Origin of the sequence: Pseudomonas fitomaticsae, from assembly GCF_021018765.1 — a bacterium.
Taxonomy (GTDB): Bacteria; Pseudomonadota; Gammaproteobacteria; order Pseudomonadales; family Pseudomonadaceae; genus Aquipseudomonas; species Aquipseudomonas fitomaticsae.
On sequence record NZ_CP075567.1, the window covers coordinates 122,076 to 142,440 of the forward strand.

The 20,365-nt window shown below is 61.4% G+C and carries 15 protein-coding genes; 8 read left to right on the forward strand and 7 right to left on the reverse strand.

Annotation, left to right across the window (positions count from 1 at the left end; translation table 11 throughout):
• Positions 1-10 precede the first annotated feature (10 nt).
• On the forward strand, positions 11-682 hold the full coding sequence (locus KJY40_RS00575) for a GNAT family N-acetyltransferase (RefSeq protein WP_230734331.1): 672 nt from the start codon (positions 11-13) through the stop codon (positions 680-682).
• Between the two features lie 30 nt (positions 683-712).
• Here KJY40_RS00575 and KJY40_RS00580 read toward each other — a convergent pair whose 3' ends face one another.
• Positions 713-991, reverse strand: a complete 279-nt coding sequence (locus tag KJY40_RS00580) for a helix-turn-helix domain-containing protein (protein ID WP_064379753.1) — start codon at positions 989-991, stop codon at positions 713-715.
• Positions 988-2,340, reverse strand: coding sequence for a HipA domain-containing protein (locus KJY40_RS00585; protein ID WP_230734332.1), 1,353 nt, complete (start codon positions 2,338-2,340; stop codon positions 988-990). The genes KJY40_RS00580 and KJY40_RS00585 overlap by 4 nt, the downstream gene beginning before the upstream one ends.
• Positions 2,341-2,581: 241 nt before the next feature.
• Here KJY40_RS00585 and KJY40_RS00590 point away from each other — a divergent pair, with 241 nt between their 5' ends.
• Together KJY40_RS00590 and KJY40_RS00595 are read left to right on the forward strand one after the other, a co-directional pair.
• The gene (locus KJY40_RS00590) at positions 2,582-5,539 is read left to right on the forward strand and encodes an autotransporter outer membrane beta-barrel domain-containing protein (RefSeq protein ID WP_230734335.1); all 2,958 of its coding nucleotides are present in this window, start codon (positions 2,582-2,584) and stop codon (positions 5,537-5,539) included.
• 596 nt (positions 5,540-6,135) lie between these two features.
• Positions 6,136-7,179 carry an autotransporter outer membrane beta-barrel domain-containing protein gene (locus KJY40_RS00595; protein WP_407681980.1) on the forward strand — a complete coding sequence of 348 codons (1,044 nt, stop codon included), beginning with the start codon at positions 6,136-6,138 and terminating at the stop codon, positions 7,177-7,179.
• A 103-nt stretch (positions 7,180-7,282) separates the two neighbouring features.
• Here the strand turns inward: KJY40_RS00595 and oadA are convergent, their stop codons facing one another.
• Together oadA and KJY40_RS00605 are read right to left on the reverse strand one after the other, a co-directional pair.
• The gene (oadA, locus tag KJY40_RS00600; RefSeq protein ID WP_230734337.1) at positions 7,283-9,091 is read right to left on the reverse strand and encodes a sodium-extruding oxaloacetate decarboxylase subunit alpha; all 1,809 of its coding nucleotides are present in this window, start codon (positions 9,089-9,091) and stop codon (positions 7,283-7,285) included.
• An 11-nt stretch (positions 9,092-9,102) separates the two neighbouring features.
• Positions 9,103-10,518, reverse strand: a complete 1,416-nt coding sequence (locus KJY40_RS00605) for an acetyl-CoA carboxylase biotin carboxylase subunit (protein ID WP_007954255.1) — start codon at positions 10,516-10,518, stop codon at positions 9,103-9,105.
• A gap of 190 nt (positions 10,519-10,708) precedes the next feature.
• Between KJY40_RS00605 and KJY40_RS00610 the strand changes: the two genes are divergently transcribed.
• On the forward strand, positions 10,709-11,671 hold the full coding sequence (locus KJY40_RS00610) for a LysR family transcriptional regulator (protein ID WP_039765068.1): 963 nt from the start codon (positions 10,709-10,711) through the stop codon (positions 11,669-11,671).
• Here the strand turns inward: KJY40_RS00610 and KJY40_RS00615 are convergent.
• The 3 genes from KJY40_RS00615 to KJY40_RS00625 form a co-directional block, all read right to left on the reverse strand.
• Positions 11,613-11,819, reverse strand: a complete 207-nt coding sequence (locus KJY40_RS00615; RefSeq protein WP_007954251.1) for a PA3496 family putative envelope integrity protein — start codon at positions 11,817-11,819, stop codon at positions 11,613-11,615. The genes KJY40_RS00610 and KJY40_RS00615 overlap by 59 nt on opposite strands.
• 108 nt (positions 11,820-11,927) lie before the next feature.
• Positions 11,928-12,794: a transcriptional regulator HexR gene (hexR, locus tag KJY40_RS00620; RefSeq protein WP_007954250.1), complete on the reverse strand. Its 867-nt coding sequence runs from the start codon at positions 12,792-12,794 to the stop codon at positions 11,928-11,930.
• A gap of 150 nt (positions 12,795-12,944) precedes the next feature.
• Entirely contained in the window at positions 12,945-15,818 is a 2,874-nt protein-coding gene (locus KJY40_RS00625; RefSeq protein ID WP_230734339.1) for a putative bifunctional diguanylate cyclase/phosphodiesterase, read from the reverse strand.
• A gap of 259 nt (positions 15,819-16,077) precedes the next feature.
• Here KJY40_RS00625 and uvrD point away from each other — a divergent pair, with 259 nt between their 5' ends.
• From uvrD to KJY40_RS00645, 4 genes are all read left to right on the forward strand, one after another.
• Positions 16,078-18,261, forward strand: a complete 2,184-nt coding sequence (gene uvrD, locus KJY40_RS00630) for a DNA helicase II (protein WP_007954248.1) — start codon at positions 16,078-16,080, stop codon at positions 18,259-18,261.
• 53 nt (positions 18,262-18,314) lie between these two features.
• Positions 18,315-18,755 carry an EamA family transporter gene (locus tag KJY40_RS00635; protein ID WP_230734341.1) on the forward strand — a complete coding sequence of 147 codons (441 nt, stop codon included), beginning with the start codon at positions 18,315-18,317 and terminating at the stop codon, positions 18,753-18,755.
• A gap of 176 nt (positions 18,756-18,931) precedes the next feature.
• Positions 18,932-19,810, forward strand: a complete 879-nt coding sequence (locus tag KJY40_RS00640; protein WP_230734342.1) for a Tim44 domain-containing protein — start codon at positions 18,932-18,934, stop codon at positions 19,808-19,810.
• Positions 19,811-19,949: 139 nt separating this feature from the next.
• Complete coding sequence (locus KJY40_RS00645; RefSeq protein WP_007995855.1) at positions 19,950-20,357, forward strand: SMI1/KNR4 family protein; 408 nt, start codon at positions 19,950-19,952, stop codon at positions 20,355-20,357.
• Positions 20,358-20,365: the final 8 nt, after the last annotated feature.

Sequence of the window (20,365 nt, forward strand, 5' to 3'; positions counted from 1 at the left end):
AGCCACGTGCATGACGATTTCTCTCGCCGACTGGAAAGGCGTGCCGCCGCCCTCCACCACCCTGATCGAAGGCCGCTTCATCCGCCTGGAAAAACTCGACCCGGCGCGCCATGGCGACGACCTGTTCAACGCCCTGCAAGGCCCCGGCGCCGACCCGAAACTCTGGGACTATTTGCCCTACGGCCCGTTTCCGGAACGCAGCGCCTTCAATGACTGGCTGAACAACCACGCCGTCCACAGCGATCCGTATTTCTTCAGCGTCATCGACCGCGCCAGCGGCCAGGTGCAAGGCATCCTCAGCCTGATGTCAATTGTCCCGGCCCAGGGCCGCATCGAAATCGGCCACGTCACCTTCGGCGCCCCGATGCAGCGCTCGCCGAAAAGCACCGAGGCGGTCTACCTGCTGGCCAAAGAATCCTTCGCCCTCGGCTACCGCCGCCTCGAATGGAAATGCAACAACGGCAACGCCCGCTCCAAATACGCGGCCGAGCGGTTGGGCTTCAGCTTCGAAGGTGTGTTCCGCCAGCACATGGTGGTCAAGGGCCAGAACCGCGACACCGCGTGGTACTCGATTCTGGACTCGGAATGGCCGGCGATTGCGGCTGGGTTCGAACGCTGGTTGAGCGATGAGAATCAGACGGCGGATGGGCAGGTGAAGGGGTTGGTTGAGTGCCGCGCTTGAAACTTACTCGACATTGAGCAGGTAGCGGGTTCAGCTGTTGTTTCGCCGAACCCGTACCACGCCCATTTTCAGCCCGAACGGGCGGAACACGGCATTCAGGGATTTCAGTGTCTGATTACCCTCGCCGTGTTCGATGTGCACCAGCGTGCGTACCGAAATCTTGCACATCTTCGCGAACTGGGTCTGATGCAGCCCGGTCACCTCCACGCGTAAACGGCGAACGGCTTCACCGATTTCTACGGTTCCTTCAGCCAGCGCTTCTTGAATGCTTTCGATGAGCACGGTGCGCTCGGCGACGGTCATGCTCATCTCAGATCCCACTCTTTCAATCGTTGCTCCAGGTTTTTCAGGTGGACGCCCGGATGATTCATTGTCCGGTCAGGCAAACCGCTGGCGCTCAAAATGTCCGGCAACTCGGCCAGGCACTGCGCATCTTCACGCAGGCGCTCGAAAGACTCCGGCGCGTCGGACAACCCTGCCAATGGATCATCCGGATCGGAAATATCCGCCAATGCGCGACAAACCCCTCGCCAATCGACATCTCCCGCCCTCTCCAGCTCTTTTGGCCATTTGGTCGTGCGGGTCACACCTTCTTCATCCATGACCATGGGGGCCAGATCATAAATGGGGGCCAGACGATACGAGCCCTCGTCACGAATGATTGCGGTATTGCGACCGTGGTTATCCGAGTTACCAAGAATTTTGTTGATCAGGTCCCGACGTAAATAGTCCGCCACCAGTGCCGGAATCTGATCCGCTTGTCCCGCATTGCGCCAGAGTCCGGCGAGCATGCGAATGACATCCATATGGTTCATCGCGCTTCCCGGCGTCGTCACTTCGGCCAGTGAGTAAATCGACTCCACGGCAAAACGCTCTACCCCACGGCTCGTCAACTGGCGATCAAAACGCTGCATCCACAAGCTGGGTTTGTTCGCTTCCTCTAACGCCAGGCCTTCTGCCGCGACGGTTTCGATGCCCAGTGCCTGAAGCGCCTGGTAGTAGTGGAATTCGCTGCGCAGGATGTCTTGATCGGTTTGACTTCCCTTATTCCGGGCGAACTTCACAAACCAGTGCTGATGGACGTTTTCATCATCCAGCACGGCATCGGGGTACAAAAGACCGGCGTGATCCTCCGCCAGAAGAATCTTGGGAGCCTCACCTCCGGCCCCTGTCGCCCCACCAATCGCAGCCCCCATTTCATAGGCATACTCAAGAAACCGGTGGTCACGGCTGACGACCTCCTGACGCTGAAACCCGATGGGCTTGCGCTCGTCGACAGCCTCGGCCGATTCTTTTATCCGCATGTTGCCGATCGGAGCCGGAGTGCAGCGACCGAGCAGATAAAGATCGGAACTGATGCCTGCAGGTTTCTCCTGCCCCAGACGTGCGAGAAGAAACCTTTTAGCGGCGCCTGCCGGCGCGATGTCATGCACGAATGCGGGCGTGATGGATCGCCGACCTTCCCAATCAAGGGGGAACAGCGCACTCACGGCCTTGGAAAAAGGGGAGCCGATGGCCTCAATGTTCTCGACCAGATACGCCGACTCGTAGCCAAAACTGCAGCGGCTTTCGAAGCCTTTTTCGGGCGAGTCGAAACTCAACACCATCGCGTCGTCCCATTTGCCGGCGTCGAATATCTGCAATGTCAGGTTGTGCATGCGGCTCTCATCTGCAATTAAATGCATTGTTTCGGTCGTTTGGTGAACTATAAGTGCAATATAGTGCATTTCAGAAGAACGAGAGACTTGTTAATCTGCAATAAAGTGCAGACTAAGGAATAGACCCTCGAAATAGACGCAAAATAATGCAGATGCCGCTGAGTCCGCCATGGACATCATTCTGTAAAAACCCTCCGCTATACAGAACGCCCCCGCTTATAACAAAAAGGACGTTCACCTCATGCCCTTCCTGCCCCAGCGCCTGTCGTTTGCCATTGCCCTGCTGATCGCCACCAGTGCCGCCCACGGCAAGACCGTGCAGATCGACACCGCCACCACCGCGTCGCAGACACTGGGCGGCAGCGACACGCTGACAATTTCGGCGCCGGGCAGCATCACCAACAGCGGCAAGGCTGTAAGCCTCAAGGACGGCACCAGCGGTGCCGGCGTAATCATCGACAACGCTGGCAAGATCATCTCCACGGGCGGCCGGGCCATCGACAGCAGTGGCGACCTGAACCAGGCACGCAACTACACCATCTACAACCGCAGCGGCGGGCAGATTCTCGGCTCCAACGACGCGATTCGCATCGACAGCAACTTCGTCAGCGGCAGCCTGTTGATCGACAACAGCGGCACCATTCGCTCAACCACTGGCCAAGGCCTGGATCTGGATGCGTTGCGCAGCGACGGGGTCAAAACCACGATCATCAACCGCGCGGGCGGGCTGATTCGTGGCGACGCCAGCGACGGCATGAAAACCGGCGCCAATGCGACCATCAGCAACTACGGCGAGATTTCCACCGGCGACTCGCACAACGCCGACGAGAAGTTCGACGGCATCGATATCGACACCGCGACCGGTGTCAGCGTGACCAACTACGGCGTGATATCCGGCGGGCGCCATGGCATCACCACTGACCTGGGGGCAACGCTGGTCAACTACGGGCAAATCACCGGGCGCAACGGCTCCGGTTTCGGTTCCGATGGCGACGGCACGGTGATCAACCACGGCACCATCACTGGCGCCTATTCCGGGCTGCAACCCAACGGCGATGGCGACGGCGTGGACATCGACAAGATCGCCCACATCGAAAACTACGGCACCATCCAAGGCGTCGGCGCCGGCGGTGTGGACAAGGGCGGCTTCGCCAACGGCAGTGAAGGCATCGCGCTGGGTGGCGGTTACATTCTCAACACCAAAGGCGCGCTGATCAGTGGCGCCAACAGCGCCATTCTGGTGGACGACGGCAGCGGCGGTTCGGGGCTGGCGGCCACCACACTGGAGAACTATGGCACCATCCAGGGCCTCGACGGTTTTGGCGTGAAGTTCGTCGGTGAGTTCGCCGACAGCGTGATCAACGGCGGCACGATCAGCGGCAGCAATGGCCTGGCGCTGGACCTGGGTGGTGGCAACGACAGCCTGACACTACGCAACGGCAGCCGCTTTGTCGGCGTGGTCGATGGCGGCACCGGTTATGACCGCGTGGTGATGGACGACGCGGCGGGCGGTAGCTTCGGTAACAGCCGTAATTTCGAATGGCTGGAGGTCAAGCAAGGCGCCTGGACCCTGACCGGCAGCGGCGATTTCAGCGACGGTGGTGCCGTGCGCAACGGCGCCACGTTGATCAACCAGGGCGGTATCGCCGGCAACCTCACAGTGGACACCGGCGGCGTGTATGCCGGCGGTGGGTCGGTGGGCAACCTCAACGTCAACGGCACATTACGCACTGACACCCGCCTCGGCACCGCGACCATCGTGCACGACTTGAGCATGGGCAGCGCATCCACCCTCGCCTACGGCGTCAACGCCGATGGCAGCAGCGCGCCGGTCCAGGTCGGCGGCACGGCCAACCTCAACGGCGCGACGCTGGCGGTCAATCCCGGCAGCGGCACTTATCCGTGGCAGAGCCATTACACGGTGCTGCAGGCTGCGCGGATCAACGGCACGTTCGGCGCGGTCACCAGCGACTACGCGTTCCTCACGCCGACCCTCGCTTACACGCCAACGCAGGTCGACCTGACTTACACCCGCAATGACGTGGTATTCAATGAGTTCGCCGCCACCGGCAACGGCAGCAATGCCGCCAACAGCCTGGCCTCGATGGGCAAGAACAACGCGCTGTACAACGCCCTGCTCAACACCACTCAAAGCAGTGCAGGCGCGGCCATCGAGCAACTGGCCGGCGCCAGCAACGCCAACCTGACCAGCGCCACCCTCGGCGCCAGCAGCCAGGTCGGCAGCAGCATGCTCTCGGTGATGCAGCAAATGGGTGGCAGCCCAGGCTTGATGGTCGGCCTCGATCAGCGTGATACGCCGATCCTCGCCGCCAACGGCGTACCGTCCGAAGCGCGAAACCTGAATGATCCGAACGCCCGGGGCCGACTCTGGCTGCAGGCCATCGGCGGCTACGGCAAGCTCGATGGCGAACACGGCAGCAGCGGTCTGGAACAACGCACCAAAGGCAGCGTGCTCGGTGCCGATTGGGCACTCAATCCGCAGTGGCGTCTGGGCGTGCTCGGCGGCTATTCGAAGACTGACCTGGACGCCACCGGTGTCGACGGCAATGTCGAGAGCTGGCACGCCGGTGTGTATGCGCTGCATCAAAACGGCCCGCTGGCCCTGCGCCTGGGCGCCGCCTACAGCGGTCATCAGGGCGAAAGCAAGCGCACCATCGCGTTCAATGGTTTCAGCGATCGCCCCAAAGGCGATTACGACGCCGACAGCCAGCAAGCCTTCGCCGAACTCGGCTACGCCATGGGCACTGGCCGGCTCAGCGCCGAACCGTTCGCCAGCCTCGGCTACCAGCGCTATCACCGCGACCGCTATCAGGAAAAGGGCGGCGCGGCGGCCTTGCAGGTCGACAGCCAGACCCAGGACAACTTCAGCAGTACCTTCGGCGTACGCCTGGCGCACCTCAGCTCGCTGGACAATGGCATGAGCCTGACTCCACGGATGGCCGCCGGCTGGAAGCACACCTACGGCGATGTCAGCAGTTCGACCCGTCAGGCATTTGTCGTGGGCGGCACGGCGTTCAGCGTCGATGGCAGCTCGCTGGATCGTGACAGTCTGGTGCTGGAAGTGGGGCTGGATCTGGGCATATCCGCGCGACATACGCTGGGGCTGGGATACAGCGGCGAGATTGGCAGCAACAGCCGTAATCACGGGTTGATCGGGCAGTGGCAGATGAGTTTTTGAGATTTCGCCAATCCGGATTTCAGCGCGAGTTGTAGGTAAAGGCGTCTGGATGGTTGGGTAATCATGGCGGGCTCGCCTCCCGCCGACGACCGAGCTACAAACGCAGACGCCATCACCTGCACACGGTTCGGAATTGCCCGGCATCGGCGCACCGGCACCGACTTTTACAGTTTGTTCTCTTTTCACATGAGACGAACTGAATGCCCATTCAATGCAAATACAAGCTCCAACATCTTGTCCTGGCGGTTGCGCTGGCAGTCGGTTGCGTAGAATTTTCTCTGGCGGAGCAGCCGGAGCCGGACGCGCCCGTCGCGAAAGAGGTGAAAACCAGGAGCCCGCGCACACCTCCTAAGGTGAAACCTGCTCCGCTTCTCATGGCAGAAACAGTGAGTGAGGAAAAGATTGCTCCACCACCGCAAGCCCTCCCTACCAGCACTGAGACTCCAACCCCGCCACTTCATGCAGCCGATGACCTCCACGCCAAGAGAGTCGCCACTACAAAGAGCGGCAGTGCACTCGAAGAAAGCATTGAAAAACCAACGCCTCCAGCACAACCCGTTCTGACCGAAGCGCCAGCAACCCCCGAATCCAAAGAGGTGCCCACTTCAGGCAACGCAGCCATCGACGCCCTGCTCGCTGCCGACGAATACACGGCCACCCTCGCCTACTTTCAACTGGCGGGCGGCAGCAATGCCAAACTCGCCAATGCGACCCTGAGCAGTGTCACGCCGGTCAGCGCCAGCCTGCTGTCAGCCATGCATCAACTCGACAATGCCCACGACTCACCGGGAAACTCACCACGCCATACGACCGGCAACGCAGACACCGGCAGGGTCTGGCTGCAAGCCCTTGGCCACAGCGGGAAACTTGATCGCGAATTTGAACCGATGCAGCACTCCACCAAAGGACTGCTGCTCGGCGCGGACTGGCGCCTCGATGAAACATGGCATCTGGGCTTGATGGGCGGCACCTCCGACACGCGCATCGACAGCAACGAGCTGGACGGCGATCTCGACAGTTGGCACCTGGGCGCCTACGCCCTTAGCCAGACCGGCCCGTTTTCACTTCGGCTCGGCGCAACCTGGAGCCGTCACGAAGGCAGCACCCGCCGCGAAGTCGCATTCGGCCGCTTCCATGACCGACTCAAGGGCAACTACCAGGCCAGCACCCAGCAAGCGTTCATCGAGTCGGGATACAACCTGGGTCGGGCCAACGTCAGCATCGAACCCTTTGCCAGCCTCGGCTACCAACGCTACCAGCGCGACGGCTACACCGAGAAAGGCGGGGATGCGGCCCTCAAGGTTCACGCTCAATCCCAGGGCAACTTCAACACCACCGTCGGCCTGCGCATGGCGAAAATCAGCACGCTGGATAACGGCATGCGCCTCACCCCACGATTCAGCGCGGGATGGAAACACGTTTATGGCGAAACCTACACCAGCACCCGCCAACGCCTGGTCACCGAAACTGAAGACTTCACGGTTTACGGCGCCGAACTGGATCGCAACAGCCTGACGCTCGACACCGGACTTGATCTGGCCGTCTCGTCCAGCCACACACTCGGTGTTGGCTTGTCGGGTGAGATCGGTACCGACAGCCGAAACCACGGCGTATCGGGGCAGTGGCGAATGGCGTTCTGAGTCCGGACGGGTTGCTGCCGCACGTTGCGGCAGCATCTTGAAAGCAAAAAAAGGGGAGCACATGCTCCCCCGAGGTTTAAAGCGTTGTATCGAGGCCGTTATCTCAGCCTTCGATCTCGATCAGGATTTCGCCCGGGTTCACCCGGTCACCCTTGGCAACGTGAATGGCGGTGACCTTGCCGGCAATCGCAGCCTGGACTTCGGTCTCCATCTTCATCGCTTCGGTGATCAGCACGGCCTGGCCCGCCTTGACGGTGTCGCCTTCCTTGACCAGCACATCGACGATGTTGCCCGGCATGGTGGTGCTGACATGGCCCGGTGCCGAAGCCTGCTTGCGCTTGCTGCTGCCGCCGCCGACGAATTCGTTGAGCGGTTCGAACACCACTTCTTCCGGCATGCCGTCGATGGACAGGTAGAAGTGACGCTTGCCTTCGGCCTTGACGCCGACACCGGTGATGTCCACGCGGTAGGTTTCGCCATGCACGTCAATGACGAACTCGGTCGGTACGCCTTCGCCGCCGGCCGAGGCCACCTTGCCCGCTTCCGGGATCGGCAGCAGTACTTCAGGGGTGAGGGTGCCGGCGGCACGCTCTTCGAGGAACTTGCGACCGATGTCCGGGAACATGGCGAAGGTCAGCACGTCTTCTTCGGACTTGGCCAATGCGCCGATATCGGCACGCAGCTTGGCCATTTCCGGCTTGAGCAGATCGGCCGGGCGTACGTCGATCACCTCTTCGCTGCCGATGGCCTGGCGACGCAGCTTCTCGTTCACGGTGCCCGGCGCCTTGCCGTAGCCGCCTTGCAGGTAGAGCTTCACCTCATTGGTGATGGTCTTGTAGCGCTCACCGGCCAGCACGTTGAAGAACGCCTGGGTGCCGACGATCTGCGAGGTCGGGGTCACCAGCGGCGGGAAGCCGAGGTCTTCACGCACGCGTGGAATCTCCGCCAGCACTTCGCCCATGCGGTTCAGAGCGCCCTGCTCTTTCAACTGGTTGGCCAGGTTGGAAATCATCCCACCCGGCACCTGGTTGACTTGAACACGGGTGTCGACGGCGGTGAATTCGCTTTCGAACTGGTGGTATTTCTTGCGCACGGCGTAGAAGTACAGGCCGATCTCTTGCAGCAACTCCAGGTTCAGACCGGTATCGAACTCGGTGCCCTTGAGCGCAGCAACCATCGATTCGGTGCCAGGGTGGCTGGTGCCCGAAGCGAAGCTGGAGATCGCGGTGTCGATGTGGTCGGCACCGTTTTCAATAGCCTTGAGCTGGCACATGGCTGCCAGACCGGCAGTGTCGTGGGAGTGGATGAACACAGGCAGCGACTGTTCGGTTTTCAGTGCCCGCACCAGTTCACCGGTGGCGTATGGGGTCAGCAGACCGGCCATGTCCTTGATCGCCACCGAGTCGCAACCCATGGCTTCCATTTGTTTGGCCTGGGCGACGAACGCGTCGATGGTGTGCACCGGACTGGTGGTATAGGCGATAGTGCCCTGGGCGTGTTTGCCGGCAGCCTTCACCGCTTCGATCGCCACACGCAGGTTACGCACGTCGTTCATCGCGTCAAAGATGCGGAACACGTCGATGCCGTTGACCGCGGCCTTGGCGACGAACGCTTTAACCACGTCATCGCTGTAGTGGCGGTAGCCCAGCAGGTTCTGACCGCGCAGGAGCATTTGCAGACGGGTGTTGGGCAGCGCGGCGCGCAGTTGGCGCAGACGCTCCCACGGGTCTTCTTTGAGGAAGCGCACACAGGCGTCGAACGTTGCGCCGCCCCAGCACTCCAGCGACCAGTAGCCGACTTTGTCGAGCTTGTCGCAGATCGGCAGCATGTCTTCGGTGCGCATGCGGGTGGCGAGCAGCGATTGGTGGGCGTCGCGCAGGATGGTGTCGGTTACGAAAATCTTTTTAGTCATTGTTCTATTCCTCACAGGCCTGCGTGGGCGGCGATGGCGGCGGCGATGGCCAGGGCCAGCTCTTCGGGTTTGCGCTTGATCGAGTAGTTGGTCAGTTCAGGGTGGCTTTCAACGAAGCTGGTATTGAACTGGCCGCTACGGAATTCCGGGTTGCGCAGGATTTCCTGGTAATACGCGGCGGTGGTCTTCACGCCTTGCAGACGCATGTCGTCGAGCGCGCGCAGACCACGGTCCATGGCCTCTTCCCAGGTCAGCGCCCAGACCACCAGTTTCAGGCACATCGAGTCGTAGAACGGCGGAATGGTGTAGCCGGTGTAGATCGCCGTGTCGGTACGCACGCCAGGTCCGCCGGGGGCGTAATAGCGCGTGATCTTGCCGAAGCTCGGCAGGAAGTTGTTCTTCGGGTCTTCGGCGTTGATTCGGAATTGCAGGGCAAAACCGCGATGCTGGATGTCTTCCTGCTTCACCGACAGCGGCAGCCCGGAGGCGATGCGGATCTGTTCGCGGACGATGTCGATCCCGGTGATTTCTTCGGTGATGGTGTGTTCCACCTGCACCCGGGTATTCATCTCCATGAAGTACACCTCGCCCTCGGCGAGCAGGAACTCCACGGTGCCGGCGTTCTCGTAGCCCACGGCCTTGGCCGCACGCACCGACAGGTCGCCGATGTAGGCGCGCTGTTCCGGGGTCAGCTGCGGGCTCGGGGCGATTTCGATCAGCTTCTGGTTGCGGCGCTGGATCGAGCAGTCACGTTCGAACAGATGCACGACGTTGCCGAAGCTGTCGCCGAGGATCTGCGCTTCGATGTGCTTGGGATTGACGATGCATTTTTCCAGGAACACTTCCGCCGAACCGAAGGCCTTGGTGGCTTCGGAAATGACCCGGGGGAAATTCTGTTCAAGTTCTTCGCGGCTGTTGCAGCGACGGATACCGCGACCGCCACCACCGGAAGTGGCCTTGAGCATCACCGGGTAACCGATGCGGTCGCCCTCGCTCAATGCTTCCTCGATGCCCGAGACGTTGCCTTCGGTGCCCGGCGTGACCGGCACACCGGCCTTGATCATGCTGCGGCGCGCTTCGGTCTTGTCGCCCATGCGGCGGATGACTTCCGCCGACGGGCCGATGAATTTGATCCCGCGTTCGGCGCAGATGTCCGCCAGCTCGGCGTTTTCCGAGAGGAAACCGTAGCCGGGGTGCAGTGCATCGCAGCCGGTTTCCACGGCCAGGTTCACCAGCTTGCGCGGGTTCAGGTAACCGGCCAGCGGCTCGGCACCGATGCTGTGGGCCTCGTCCGCACGCTTCACATGCAAGGCATGCCGGTCGGCGTCGGAGTATATCGCGACCGAGCGGATGCCCATCTCGGCGCAGGCACGCACGATTCGTACGGCAATCTCACCACGGTTGGCGATCAGGATCTTTGTTATCACTTGGAGGTTCCCTTGAGCCGGTGGCACCACGACCTGCTAGACCCAGGTCGGCACGTGACCAAATGTTTCAATCTGGTCTCGGCTCCACACTAGCGCTGCCAAGGGATTAACAAAAATGAATAAAAATTGGGTCAGGCATAAGTAAAGACTTATAGTCAACGCATCAGCCCGCGGCCAGAGTCGGTAGAAAATGCGTAAGTCCTTGATGCGTATGACATTGCGTCAATTGCAGATCTTCAACGAAGTGTGTGATTTACGTTCCTACAGCCGCGCTGCCGAGGAAATGTCGCTCACACAACCAGCCGTCAGCCTACAGATTCGTCAGCTCGAAGAGCTGATCGGCCAGCCATTATTCGATTACGTCGGCAAAAAACTCTACATGACCGAGGCCGCCGAAGCACTCCAGCGCGCCAGCCGGGACATCTTTGGCCGCCTGGAAAACCTCGACATGCAGCTCTCGGACATGCAGGGCTCGCTGCAGGGCCAGTTGAAGCTGGCGGTGGAGTCCAGCGCCAAATACTTCGTGCCGCACCTCTTCGCGGCGTTCAAGCGCCAGCATCCGGAAGTGAATTTGCAACTGACGGTGGTCAACCGTGGCCAGGTAATCCGCCGGCTCTCCGACAACCGCGACGATCTGGTAATCATGTCGATGGTGCCGCAGGACATGGGTCTCGAATTCCTGCCGTTCCTCAACAACCCGATCGTCGCCGTGGCGCGGCCGGATCATCCGCTGGCGCACATGGGCCCGCTGCGCTTGCAGGATCTGGAACCTTACACCCTGCTGATCCGCGAACCCGGTTCAGGCACACGACTGGCCTGCGAGGAGTATTTCAAGGAGAAGCGCGTGCACTTCACCCAGACCCAGGAAGTGGCGTCGGCCGAGGCCCAGCGTGAATGCGTGGTGGCGGGTCTGGGCCTGGCGCTGTTGACGCGCCACGCCCTGAACCTGGAGCTGGCGACCGGCGGCCTGGTGGAGCTGCCGGTCGAAGAATTGCCGCTGTTTCGCAGTTGGTGCCTGGTGCAAGCCAAAGCCAAGCGGCTGTCACCGGTGGCGCACGCCTTCCTGGCGTTTATCCGCAGCGAACGGGTGCAGATCAGCGCGCTGGTTGAGCGCTTCGACGGGAAGCTGCCGGCGCTGCCTGCCAGTGATTGATGTCCTCGGGAAAATCGCCGATTTCGGCCTGAAGCTGGCGGAGTTCGAAGCGATCTTCGATGGCGCGGCGAAATTCCATGCGGCGCTGGTCTTCCTGCTGACGACGGGTTTTCGCGGCGCTGTTGCGTTCTTCGTAAGGCTGAGCCATTTCGAGTCTCCCAAGGCGATTACGGGAGTTTCACGATAGGCGCGGTGGATGACGATTTGGCTGCGTCGGGGTTACAGGCAGATGAAGATTGCCGTCACCCCATGACCATCAGTCATCCAGCGCTTTCACCGATTTTGGCGACAGCCGCAAGCTGCGCAAACTGCGTTTGACGCTCTTGAGGTGGTTGACCAGGCTCGGCCCGCGCGCCATGGCCACGCCCATCGCCAGTACGTCGATCACCACCAGGTGAGCGATACGCGAGGTCAGCGGCGTGTAGATTTCGGTGTCTTCGTGAACATCGATCGCCAGGTTGACGGTCGACAGCTCGGCCAGCGGTGTCTGGCTCGGGCACAAAGTGATCAGCGACGCACCGCTCTCGCGTACGAGGTTGGCGGTAATCAGCAGGTCTTTGGAACGGCCGGACTGGGAAATGCAGATCGCCACGTCGGTGGGCTTCAGCGTCACTGCCGACATCGCCTGCATGTGCGGGTCGGAATACGCCGCCGCCGTCAGCAGCAAGCGGAAGAACTTGTGCTGCGCATCCGCCGCCACCGCGCCCGACGCACCAAAGCCGTAGAACTCGACGCGCTGGGCCTGGGACATCAACGTCACCGCCCGTTGCAGCTCCAGGGGATCGAGCTTCTCGCGAACCTCCATCAGCGTGTGCAACGTGGTGTCGAAGATTTTCAGGCTGTAGTCGGCGACGGAGTCGTCTTCATGGATCGCGAACTGACCGAAACTGGCGCCGGCCGCGAGGCTTTGCGCGAGCTTGAGTTTCAGATCCTGGAAACCGGAACAACCGATGGCCCGGCAGAAGCGCACGATGGTCGGCTCGCTGATGCCGACGCTGTGGGCCAGGTCGGCCATGGAACTGTGCATCACTGCCGCAGGGTCAAGCAGCACGTGGTCGGCGACCTTGAGCTCCGACTTGCGTAACAGGTGACGTGACTGGGCGATGTGTTGCAGCAGATTCAAGGGGCTGGACTCTTGTTATGGAAAGATGTGCTTTGGCCAGATGCCGGGGATGTAGCAAGCTTGTAGTTATACTACATGAATCGGCTTTTTGCCTGCTCAATGCGTAACTCAATCCCCCCGGATCAGGCGACATGCGCTGCATGTAGCCCTTTACAGCGGTTTTTCCTGTTCTCGCAGCAATGCGGCAAGGCCGACCGCCTCCACCGGACGGCTGATCAGATAGCCCTGCACTTCATCGCAACCTTCAGCTTTCAGAAATGCCAGCTGCTCGGATCGCTCGACACCTTCGGCGACAACTTTCAGTGACAGCCCGTGAGCCATCGCAATGATCGCCCGGGTGATCGCCGCATCTTCGCTGCCCTCGCCCAACCCGCGAATAAAGGCCTGATCGATCTTCACGTAATCCACCGGAATCCGCTTCAGATAGCTCAGCGATGAATAGCCGGTGCCGAAATCGTCGATGGCCAGTTTTACCCCCAGATCCCGCAACTGCTGGAACGTGGCGATAATGTGTTCGACGCTGTCGAGCAGTTGGCTTTCGGTCAGTTCCAGTTCGAGGTAGTGCGGCGCCAAGCCGGTTTCCTCCAGCACCTGGCGCACCAGACTGACCAGTTTGCCCTGGCGCAATTGATGCACCGACAGGTTCACCGAAACCCGGATCGGCGCCAGCCCCTGACGCTGCCATTCGCACGCCTGCCAGCAGGCCTGGCGCAGCACGAATTCGCCGATCGGCCCGATCAGCCCTGTTTCTTCGGCCAGACCGATGAAATCCCCCGGTGGCACTCGGCCCATGGTCGGGTGATCCCAGCGCACCAGCGCTTCCGCCGCGTTGAGACGGCCGGTCGCCAGGCACAGTTTCGGTTGATAGAAGACATTGAGCTGCTTGTCCTCGATGGCTTTGCGCAGCTGGTTTTCCAGTTGCAGGCGCTCCAGCGTGCTGGCCTGCAGACTGTCGGTGTAGAACTGGAAGTTGTTGCCCCCCAGGTGCTTGGCATGTTGCATGGCAATGTTCGACTGGCTGACCAGCGCGGAAATCTCCCGGGCGTTGTCCGGCAGCATGCTGATACCCATCGAGGCGCTGACCACCAGCTCATGCCCGTCCACGGTCAACGGCAGTCGCAGCTTGGTCGACAATCGCGTGGCGACCCGCGCCAGGCTCGAGAGGTTGCCGTAGGCGTCGAACAGCACCGCGAACTCATCGCCGGACAGCCGGGCAATGGTGTCGGCCTCCGGCAGAGCATTGACCAGACGACGGGACATCTTTTGCAGCAACTGGTCGGCGATCTCGTGGCCGAGGCTGTCGTTGAGCAGCTTGAAACGATCCAGGTTGATGTGCAGCAACGCCAGACTCCGGCGCCCACCCTGCCGCACGCGCTGATGCGCTTCGTGCAGGCGTTCGCGGAACAGCGAGCGATTGGCAAGGCCGGTGAGTTCGTCGTAGTGGGTCAGGTAGCGCATGCGCTCTTCGGATTCGCGGCGCGCCGACAGATCGGCGAAGAAGCCGACGATATGACTGACATTTCCCCGACTGTCGCGCACGGCATTCAATTGCAGCCACTGCGGATACAGCTCGCCGTTCTTGCGGGTCTCCACCAGTTCGCCCTGCCAGCTGCCGTGCTGCTCCAGCGCGTGGCGGATCGCGACGTAGTGCCGGCGGGCATCGCGACTGCACGGCAGCTCCACGACGTTGCGTCCGAGCATGTCGTCGATGTCGTAACCGGTGACCCGGCTGAAGGCCTGATTGATAGCAATCAGTGAATAATTCGGGTCAAGAATAACGATGCCTTCGCTGGCGGCCTCGAACACCGTCGCCGCCAGTTGCTGCTGGGCTTCCAGGCTTTTGCTGACGCTGATGTCGCGGCGAGTGCCGACCATGCGGATGACCCGCCCGTTCTCGTCGCGCTCCACCGCTCGCCCACGGTCTTCGATCCAGACCCAGTGGCCGTCGCCGTGGCGGACGCGGTACTCGATCTGATAATCCTCGGTGCGCCCTTTCAAGTGCTCGATCAGCGCTCGCTTGAGCGACGGCACGTCTTCCGGGTGCAGTCGGGGCCGCAGATGCCTGAGCAGCCCGGTGACGTATTCCGGGTCAATGCCGAACAGTTCCTGAATCTGCGTGTGGTGAACTTCATCGGTCTGCAGGTTCCAGTCCCACAGCCCCAGTTCACTGGCCTTCAACGCCAGGGCCAGGCGCGCCTCGCTTTTGCTCAGGGCCTGGTTGGCGACGTCCAGTTCCCGGCTGCGCTGGGCGACCCGGTCTTCCAGCTCGACCTGGGCTTCACGCAACTTGCCCTCGGCGCAGCGCCGGTGCTCGATTTCCTTCGCCAGCTCCTGATTGAGCTGTTCGCTGCGGGTTTGCGCTTGTTGCAGGTGTTCGATCAGGTGCTGGTTCTGGAAGCGCCGCAGCAAACCGCGATCGATCAGCCGATTGACCTGCCACGCCACCACGCTCAGCGAGCCGAGCAGGATCAGCCCGAGCCAGCCCCAACCGCGCGCCAGTTCGTCGCCACCCCAGAACAGATAGCCGATGGCCGGCAGCAGGCACGGCAAGGTAAAGGAAAGAAAAGCCGGAATGCTCACGGCGTAAGCCACGCTGGCCGACAGGGTCGCGGCACCGATCAGGCCGAACACCCAGGCCTGCTGCATGAAATTGTCGGCCGGGACCAGAGCGATGCCGGCGCCGGCCAGGGTCAGGCCGGTCATGGTCGAGCCGAGCAGGAACATCCGGCCCCAGATCGGCTGGGCCTGGCGATCGGGAATCGCAGAATCGAAGGCCGCGACCTGAATCACCCGCAGCGCCACCAGCGACAACAGCCACACCAGCCAGACGCTGACCACGAAGTAACGCTGCGGGCTCCAGAGCAGACCGGCGCAGACCAGACCATTGATCAACATGAACAGGGTGGGCAACAGCGAACCCTGATAGAGAAGGCGCGTGCGCTCGACCGCCATCTGGGTGGCGTAATGCTTGCGGATTACCCGAGGCTCCACGGAGGGGCCCGACAGGTCGAAGCTGAGGGTCATAGGCAACGTTCTTGTTCTTATAAGTGTGAGCATGCGCCCGGAAACGTGGACGGAGCATACACAAGCCGAACCACTTGCCAAACTGCCCCAGATCATAATTTCACCGAAACTTTTCCACCGCTCGTCACCCGCCAAAGCCCCGACGCCAGGCGGGCCAACGCCTGTAGCCGGTGACCGACCGGTCGTCACGGGCGGCACTTTCATCGGCTAATGCAAAGCTCGGTTTGCCCGGGCCTGCGGCGCACCCTAGAATGCCCCGATGCGCGATGATCTCTCCCTTCTGCTGAACTCCCTCAACGATGCCCAACGCCAGGCCGTAGCGGCTCCCGTTGGTCGTCAATTGGTCCTGGCCGGTGCCGGCTCCGGCAAAACCCGAGTGCTGGTGCACCGTATCGCCTGGTTGATCCAGGTCGAGAACGCCTCGCCCCACTCGATTCTGTCGGTGACCTTCACCAATAAGGCCGCTGCCGAGATGCGTCACCGCATCGAGCAATTGCTGGGCATCAACCCGGCCGGCATGTGGGTCGGCACCTTCCACGGCCTGGCGCACCGCCTGTTGCGGGCGCACTGGCAGGAAGCCGGGCTGAGCCAGACTTTCCAGATTCTCGACAGCGACGACCAGCAACGGCTGGTCAAGCGGGTAATCCGCGAGCTGGGGCTGGACGAGCAACGCTGGCCGGCCCGTCAGGCCCAGTGGTTCATCAACGGACAGAAAGACGAAGGTCTGCGTCCGCAACACATTCAGGCCAGCGGCGATCTGTTCCTGGCCACCATGCGCGGCATTTATGAAGCGTACGAGGCGGCCTGCCAGCGTGCCGGCGTCATCGATTTCTCCGAACTGCTGCTGCGCGCCCTCGACCTGTGGCGCGACCACCCGGGCCTGCTGGCGCACTACCAGAAGCGTTTCCGACACATTCTGGTGGACGAATTCCAGGACACCAACGCCGTGCAGTACGCCTGGTTGCGTCTGCTGGGCAAGGGCGGCGACAGCCTGATGGTGGTCGGCGACGACGACCAGTCGATCTACGGCTGGCGCGGCGCGAAAATCGAGAACATCCACCAGTACTCTTCCGACTTCCCGGATTCGGTGACCATCCGTCTGGAGCAGAACTACCGCTCCACCGCCGGCATCCTCAAGGCCGCCAACGCCCTGATCGCCAATAACACCGGGCGTCTGGGCAAAGAGCTGTGGACCGATGGTGGCGATGGCGAAGCGATCAACCTCTACGCCGCGTTCAACGAACACGATGAAGCACGCTACGTTGTCGAAACCATCGAAAGCGCGCTGAAAACCGGCTTGGCTCGCAGCGATATCGCGATTCTCTACCGCTCCAACGCCCAATCCCGCGTTCTGGAAGAAGCGCTGCTGCGTGAACGCATTCCGTACCGCATCTATGGCGGTCAGCGCTTCTTCGAGCGGGCGGAAATCAAGAACGCCATGGCTTACCTGCGTTTGCTGGAAGGTCGCGGCAACGATGCGGCGCTGGAACGGGTAATCAATGTCCCGGCTCGTGGCATCGGCGAAAAAACCGTCGAAGCGATCCGCGACCATGCCCGTCACAGCGATGTGTCGATGTGGGAAGCCATGCGCCAGCTGGTGGCCAACAAAGGCCTGACCGGTCGCGCCGCCGGTGCGCTGGGCGCGTTTATCGAACTGATCGAAAACCTCGCCGCCAAGTGCGCCGAGATGCCGTTGCACCTGATGACCCAGACCGTCATCGAGCAGTCCGGACTGATCGCCTACCACGAAGCGGAAAAAGGCGAGAAAGGCCAGGCCCGGGTGGAAAACCTTGAGGAACTGGTCAGCGCCGCGCGCAACTTCGAGAACACCGAAGAAGACGAAGAGCTGACTCCACTGGCGGCGTTCCTCGGCCACGCCTCGCTGGAGGCCGGCGACACACAGGCCGACGAGCACGAAGACAGCATTCAGTTAATGACCCTGCACAGCGCCAAGGGCCTGGAATTCCCTTACGTGTTCCTGGTGGGCATGGAAGAAGGCCTGTTCCCGCACAAGATGAGCCTGGAAGAACCGGGTCGCCTTGAGGAAGAGCGGCGTCTGGCCTATGTCGGCATTACCCGGGCGATGCAGAATCTGGTGATGACCTATGCTGAAACCCGACGTCTGTACGGCAGCGAAACCTACAACAAGGTGTCGCGTTTCGTACGGGAAGTACCGAAGGGCCTGATTCAGGAAGTGCGTCTGTCCAACAGCGTCAGCCGACCGTTCGGCGGCAACCAGTCGATGGGCGGCAGCAACCTGTTCAGCGGCAGCGAGATTCCGGAAACCGGCCTGAGCCTTGGCCAGGCTGTCCGTCACTCAATCTTCGGCGACGGCGTGATCCTCAACTTCGAAGGCGCCGGCGCCCAGGCCCGGGTGCAGGTGAACTTCGCCGAAGGCAGCAAGTGGCTGATGCTCGGGTACGCGAAGCTGGAAGCCATTTAAGTCACCGTTCGTTCCCGCGCCCGGCGCGGGAACGGGCACTGGAGGCAGCATCCATGGGCTCGGGCTTCTTTTCTTCCTGGACATTCTGGGCCTTGCTCTCGGCCACTTTCGCCGCGCTGACGGCCATCTTCGCCAAGATCGGCATCGAAAACGTTAACTCCGACTTCGCCACCCTCCTGCGCACAATCGTCGTATTGGTCAGTCTGGCCTTGATTTTGTACGCCACGGGCCAATATCAGTCCTTGGGATCGATCTCCGCCAAGAGCTATCTGTTTCTGTTGTTGTCGGGCTTGGGTACCGGTGCCTCGTGGCTGTGCTACTTCCGGGCGTTGAAAGTCGGCCCGGCGTCGCTGGTCGCCCCGGTGGACAAGCTCAGCGTGGTCTTCGTGGCGGTACTCGGTATGGTCCTGCTGGGCGAGAAACTCGACCTGCGCCAGTGGGGCGGTATTGGCCTGATCACTGCCGGTGTGGTGATGCTGGCCTTGCGGCGCTGATCCATTTCCTGCTGAACCTATCTCCTTTTCCTACAGACAAAAGTACATAGCCTTATTGCCTCGACCGAGCTGAACAGAACCTGTCAGGCAAAAGCCCGAAACACTCTGCCGCTAGCCAGTGACACTTCAGCTGTGCAACATGGCGCGCGTGCTCTCCACAAACGGGAATTCCCTTTATGAAACGTTTTCTTAGCATCGCCATGGCGCTGTGCATCGGCCTGACGATGAGCCTCGACGCCAACGCCAAGCGCTTCGGTGGTGGCAAAAGCGCCGGCGCTGCGCCGACGCACCAGACCAGCCAGATGGCTCCTTCTTCCCCAGGCACGGGCGGCGCTGCGGCGACCGCTGGTGCTGCCGGTGCCGCAGGCGCTGCGGCCAAGGCCGGCGGTGCTTCGAAATGGCTCGGCCCTCTGGCCGGCATCGCGGCCGGTGGCCTGCTCGCTTCCATGTTCATGGGCGGCGGCTTCGAAGGCATGCAGATCTTCGACATCCTGATCATGGCCGTGATCGCGTTCGTGATCTTCCGCTTCATCGCCGCCCGTCGCCGCAAGCAGCAGGAGCAATTCGCTCCGGCCGGCGCGCCGATGCAACGTGAAGTGTTCGAACAGAAACCAGCGGCCATGGGTTCGATCTTCGGTGGTTCGGCCGCGCCTGCTGCCGCCCGTCCGGTGATCAACGCACCGGCCTGGTTCAACGAACAGCGCTTCCTTGAAGCCGCCCGCAGCCACTTCCAGGCGCTGCAGCAGCACTGGGACGCCAACGAAATGGACAAGATCGCCGAGTTCGTGACCCCGCAGATGTTCGAGTTCCTCAAGCGCGAGCGCGCGGAACTGGGTGACGGCTTCCAGTCCACCTACATCGACAACCTTCAGGTGCAACTGGATGGTGTGGATGACCGCGCGGACAAGACCATCGCGACCCTGACCTTCACCGGCGTATCGAAAACCTCGCGTTTCGACCAGCAGGGCGAAGTGTTCAGCGAAAGCTGGAACATGGAGCGTCCTCAGGGCGACAACCAGCCCTGGTTCGTCGCCGGTATCCGCCAGAACGGCTGATCACCTCCGACGTTTTATCCGCTGCAATAGAAAACCCCGGCCTCGGCCGGGGTTTTCTATTTCGCGGTTGCATCTATAGCGAGCTACTGTATAAACCGGCCCATATAAACCGCGCCATTCAAGCAAGAGGATCCCGGACGTGGAAGAAATCATCGAACAACTGCGCGAAGCCAACGAACCCGTACCGGTTCCCCTGGAGTTGCCCGACGAAGACCAGTTGGTGGAGGTCGAAGAAGAGCTCTTCATTAATATCCCGTTCGTCTTCAAGGAGTTTCTGCTGACCGTCAGCGACGTGGTTTACGGCAGCCTGGAGCCGGTGACCGTCACCGACCCGCAGTCCCACACCTATCTGCCGGATGTAGCGGCCAACGCGTGGGACGCCGGCGTGCCGCGCGACCTGATCCCTATCTGTCAGGATGGCGACAACTACTACTGCGTCGAAGAAGACGGCACCGTGGTGCTGTGGTCCGGCGAAGAAGAACTGATCACCGAAGAGTCCTGGGAATCGGTCTGGCACTGGGCACGGGACGTCTGGCTGGAAAGCTGAAACGCCCC

What these genes read in the sequence shown, in the direction of transcription:
- KJY40_RS00575 (WP_230734331.1), top strand. Translation starts at nt 11, where the DNA reads ATGACGATTTCTCTCGCCGACTGGAAAGGCGTGCCGCCGCCCTCCACC.
- KJY40_RS00580 (WP_064379753.1), bottom strand. Translation starts at nt 991, where the DNA reads ATGAGCATGACCGTCGCCGAGCGCACCGTGCTCATCGAAAGCATTCAA.
- KJY40_RS00585 (WP_230734332.1), bottom strand. Translation starts at nt 2,340, where the DNA reads ATGCACAACCTGACATTGCAGATATTCGACGCCGGCAAATGGGACGAC.
- KJY40_RS00590 (WP_230734335.1), top strand. Translation starts at nt 2,582, where the DNA reads ATGCCCTTCCTGCCCCAGCGCCTGTCGTTTGCCATTGCCCTGCTGATC.
- oadA (WP_230734337.1), bottom strand. Translation starts at nt 9,091, where the DNA reads ATGACTAAAAAGATTTTCGTAACCGACACCATCCTGCGCGACGCCCAC.
- KJY40_RS00610 (WP_039765068.1), top strand. Translation starts at nt 10,709, where the DNA reads ATGCGTAAGTCCTTGATGCGTATGACATTGCGTCAATTGCAGATCTTC.
- KJY40_RS00615 (WP_007954251.1), bottom strand. Translation starts at nt 11,819, where the DNA reads ATGGCTCAGCCTTACGAAGAACGCAACAGCGCCGCGAAAACCCGTCGT.
- KJY40_RS00625 (WP_230734339.1), bottom strand. Translation starts at nt 15,818, where the DNA reads ATGACCCTCAGCTTCGACCTGTCGGGCCCCTCCGTGGAGCCTCGGGTA.
- uvrD (WP_007954248.1), top strand. Translation starts at nt 16,078, where the DNA reads ATGCGCGATGATCTCTCCCTTCTGCTGAACTCCCTCAACGATGCCCAA.
- KJY40_RS00635 (WP_230734341.1), top strand. Translation starts at nt 18,315, where the DNA reads ATGGGCTCGGGCTTCTTTTCTTCCTGGACATTCTGGGCCTTGCTCTCG.
- KJY40_RS00640 (WP_230734342.1), top strand. Translation starts at nt 18,932, where the DNA reads ATGAAACGTTTTCTTAGCATCGCCATGGCGCTGTGCATCGGCCTGACG.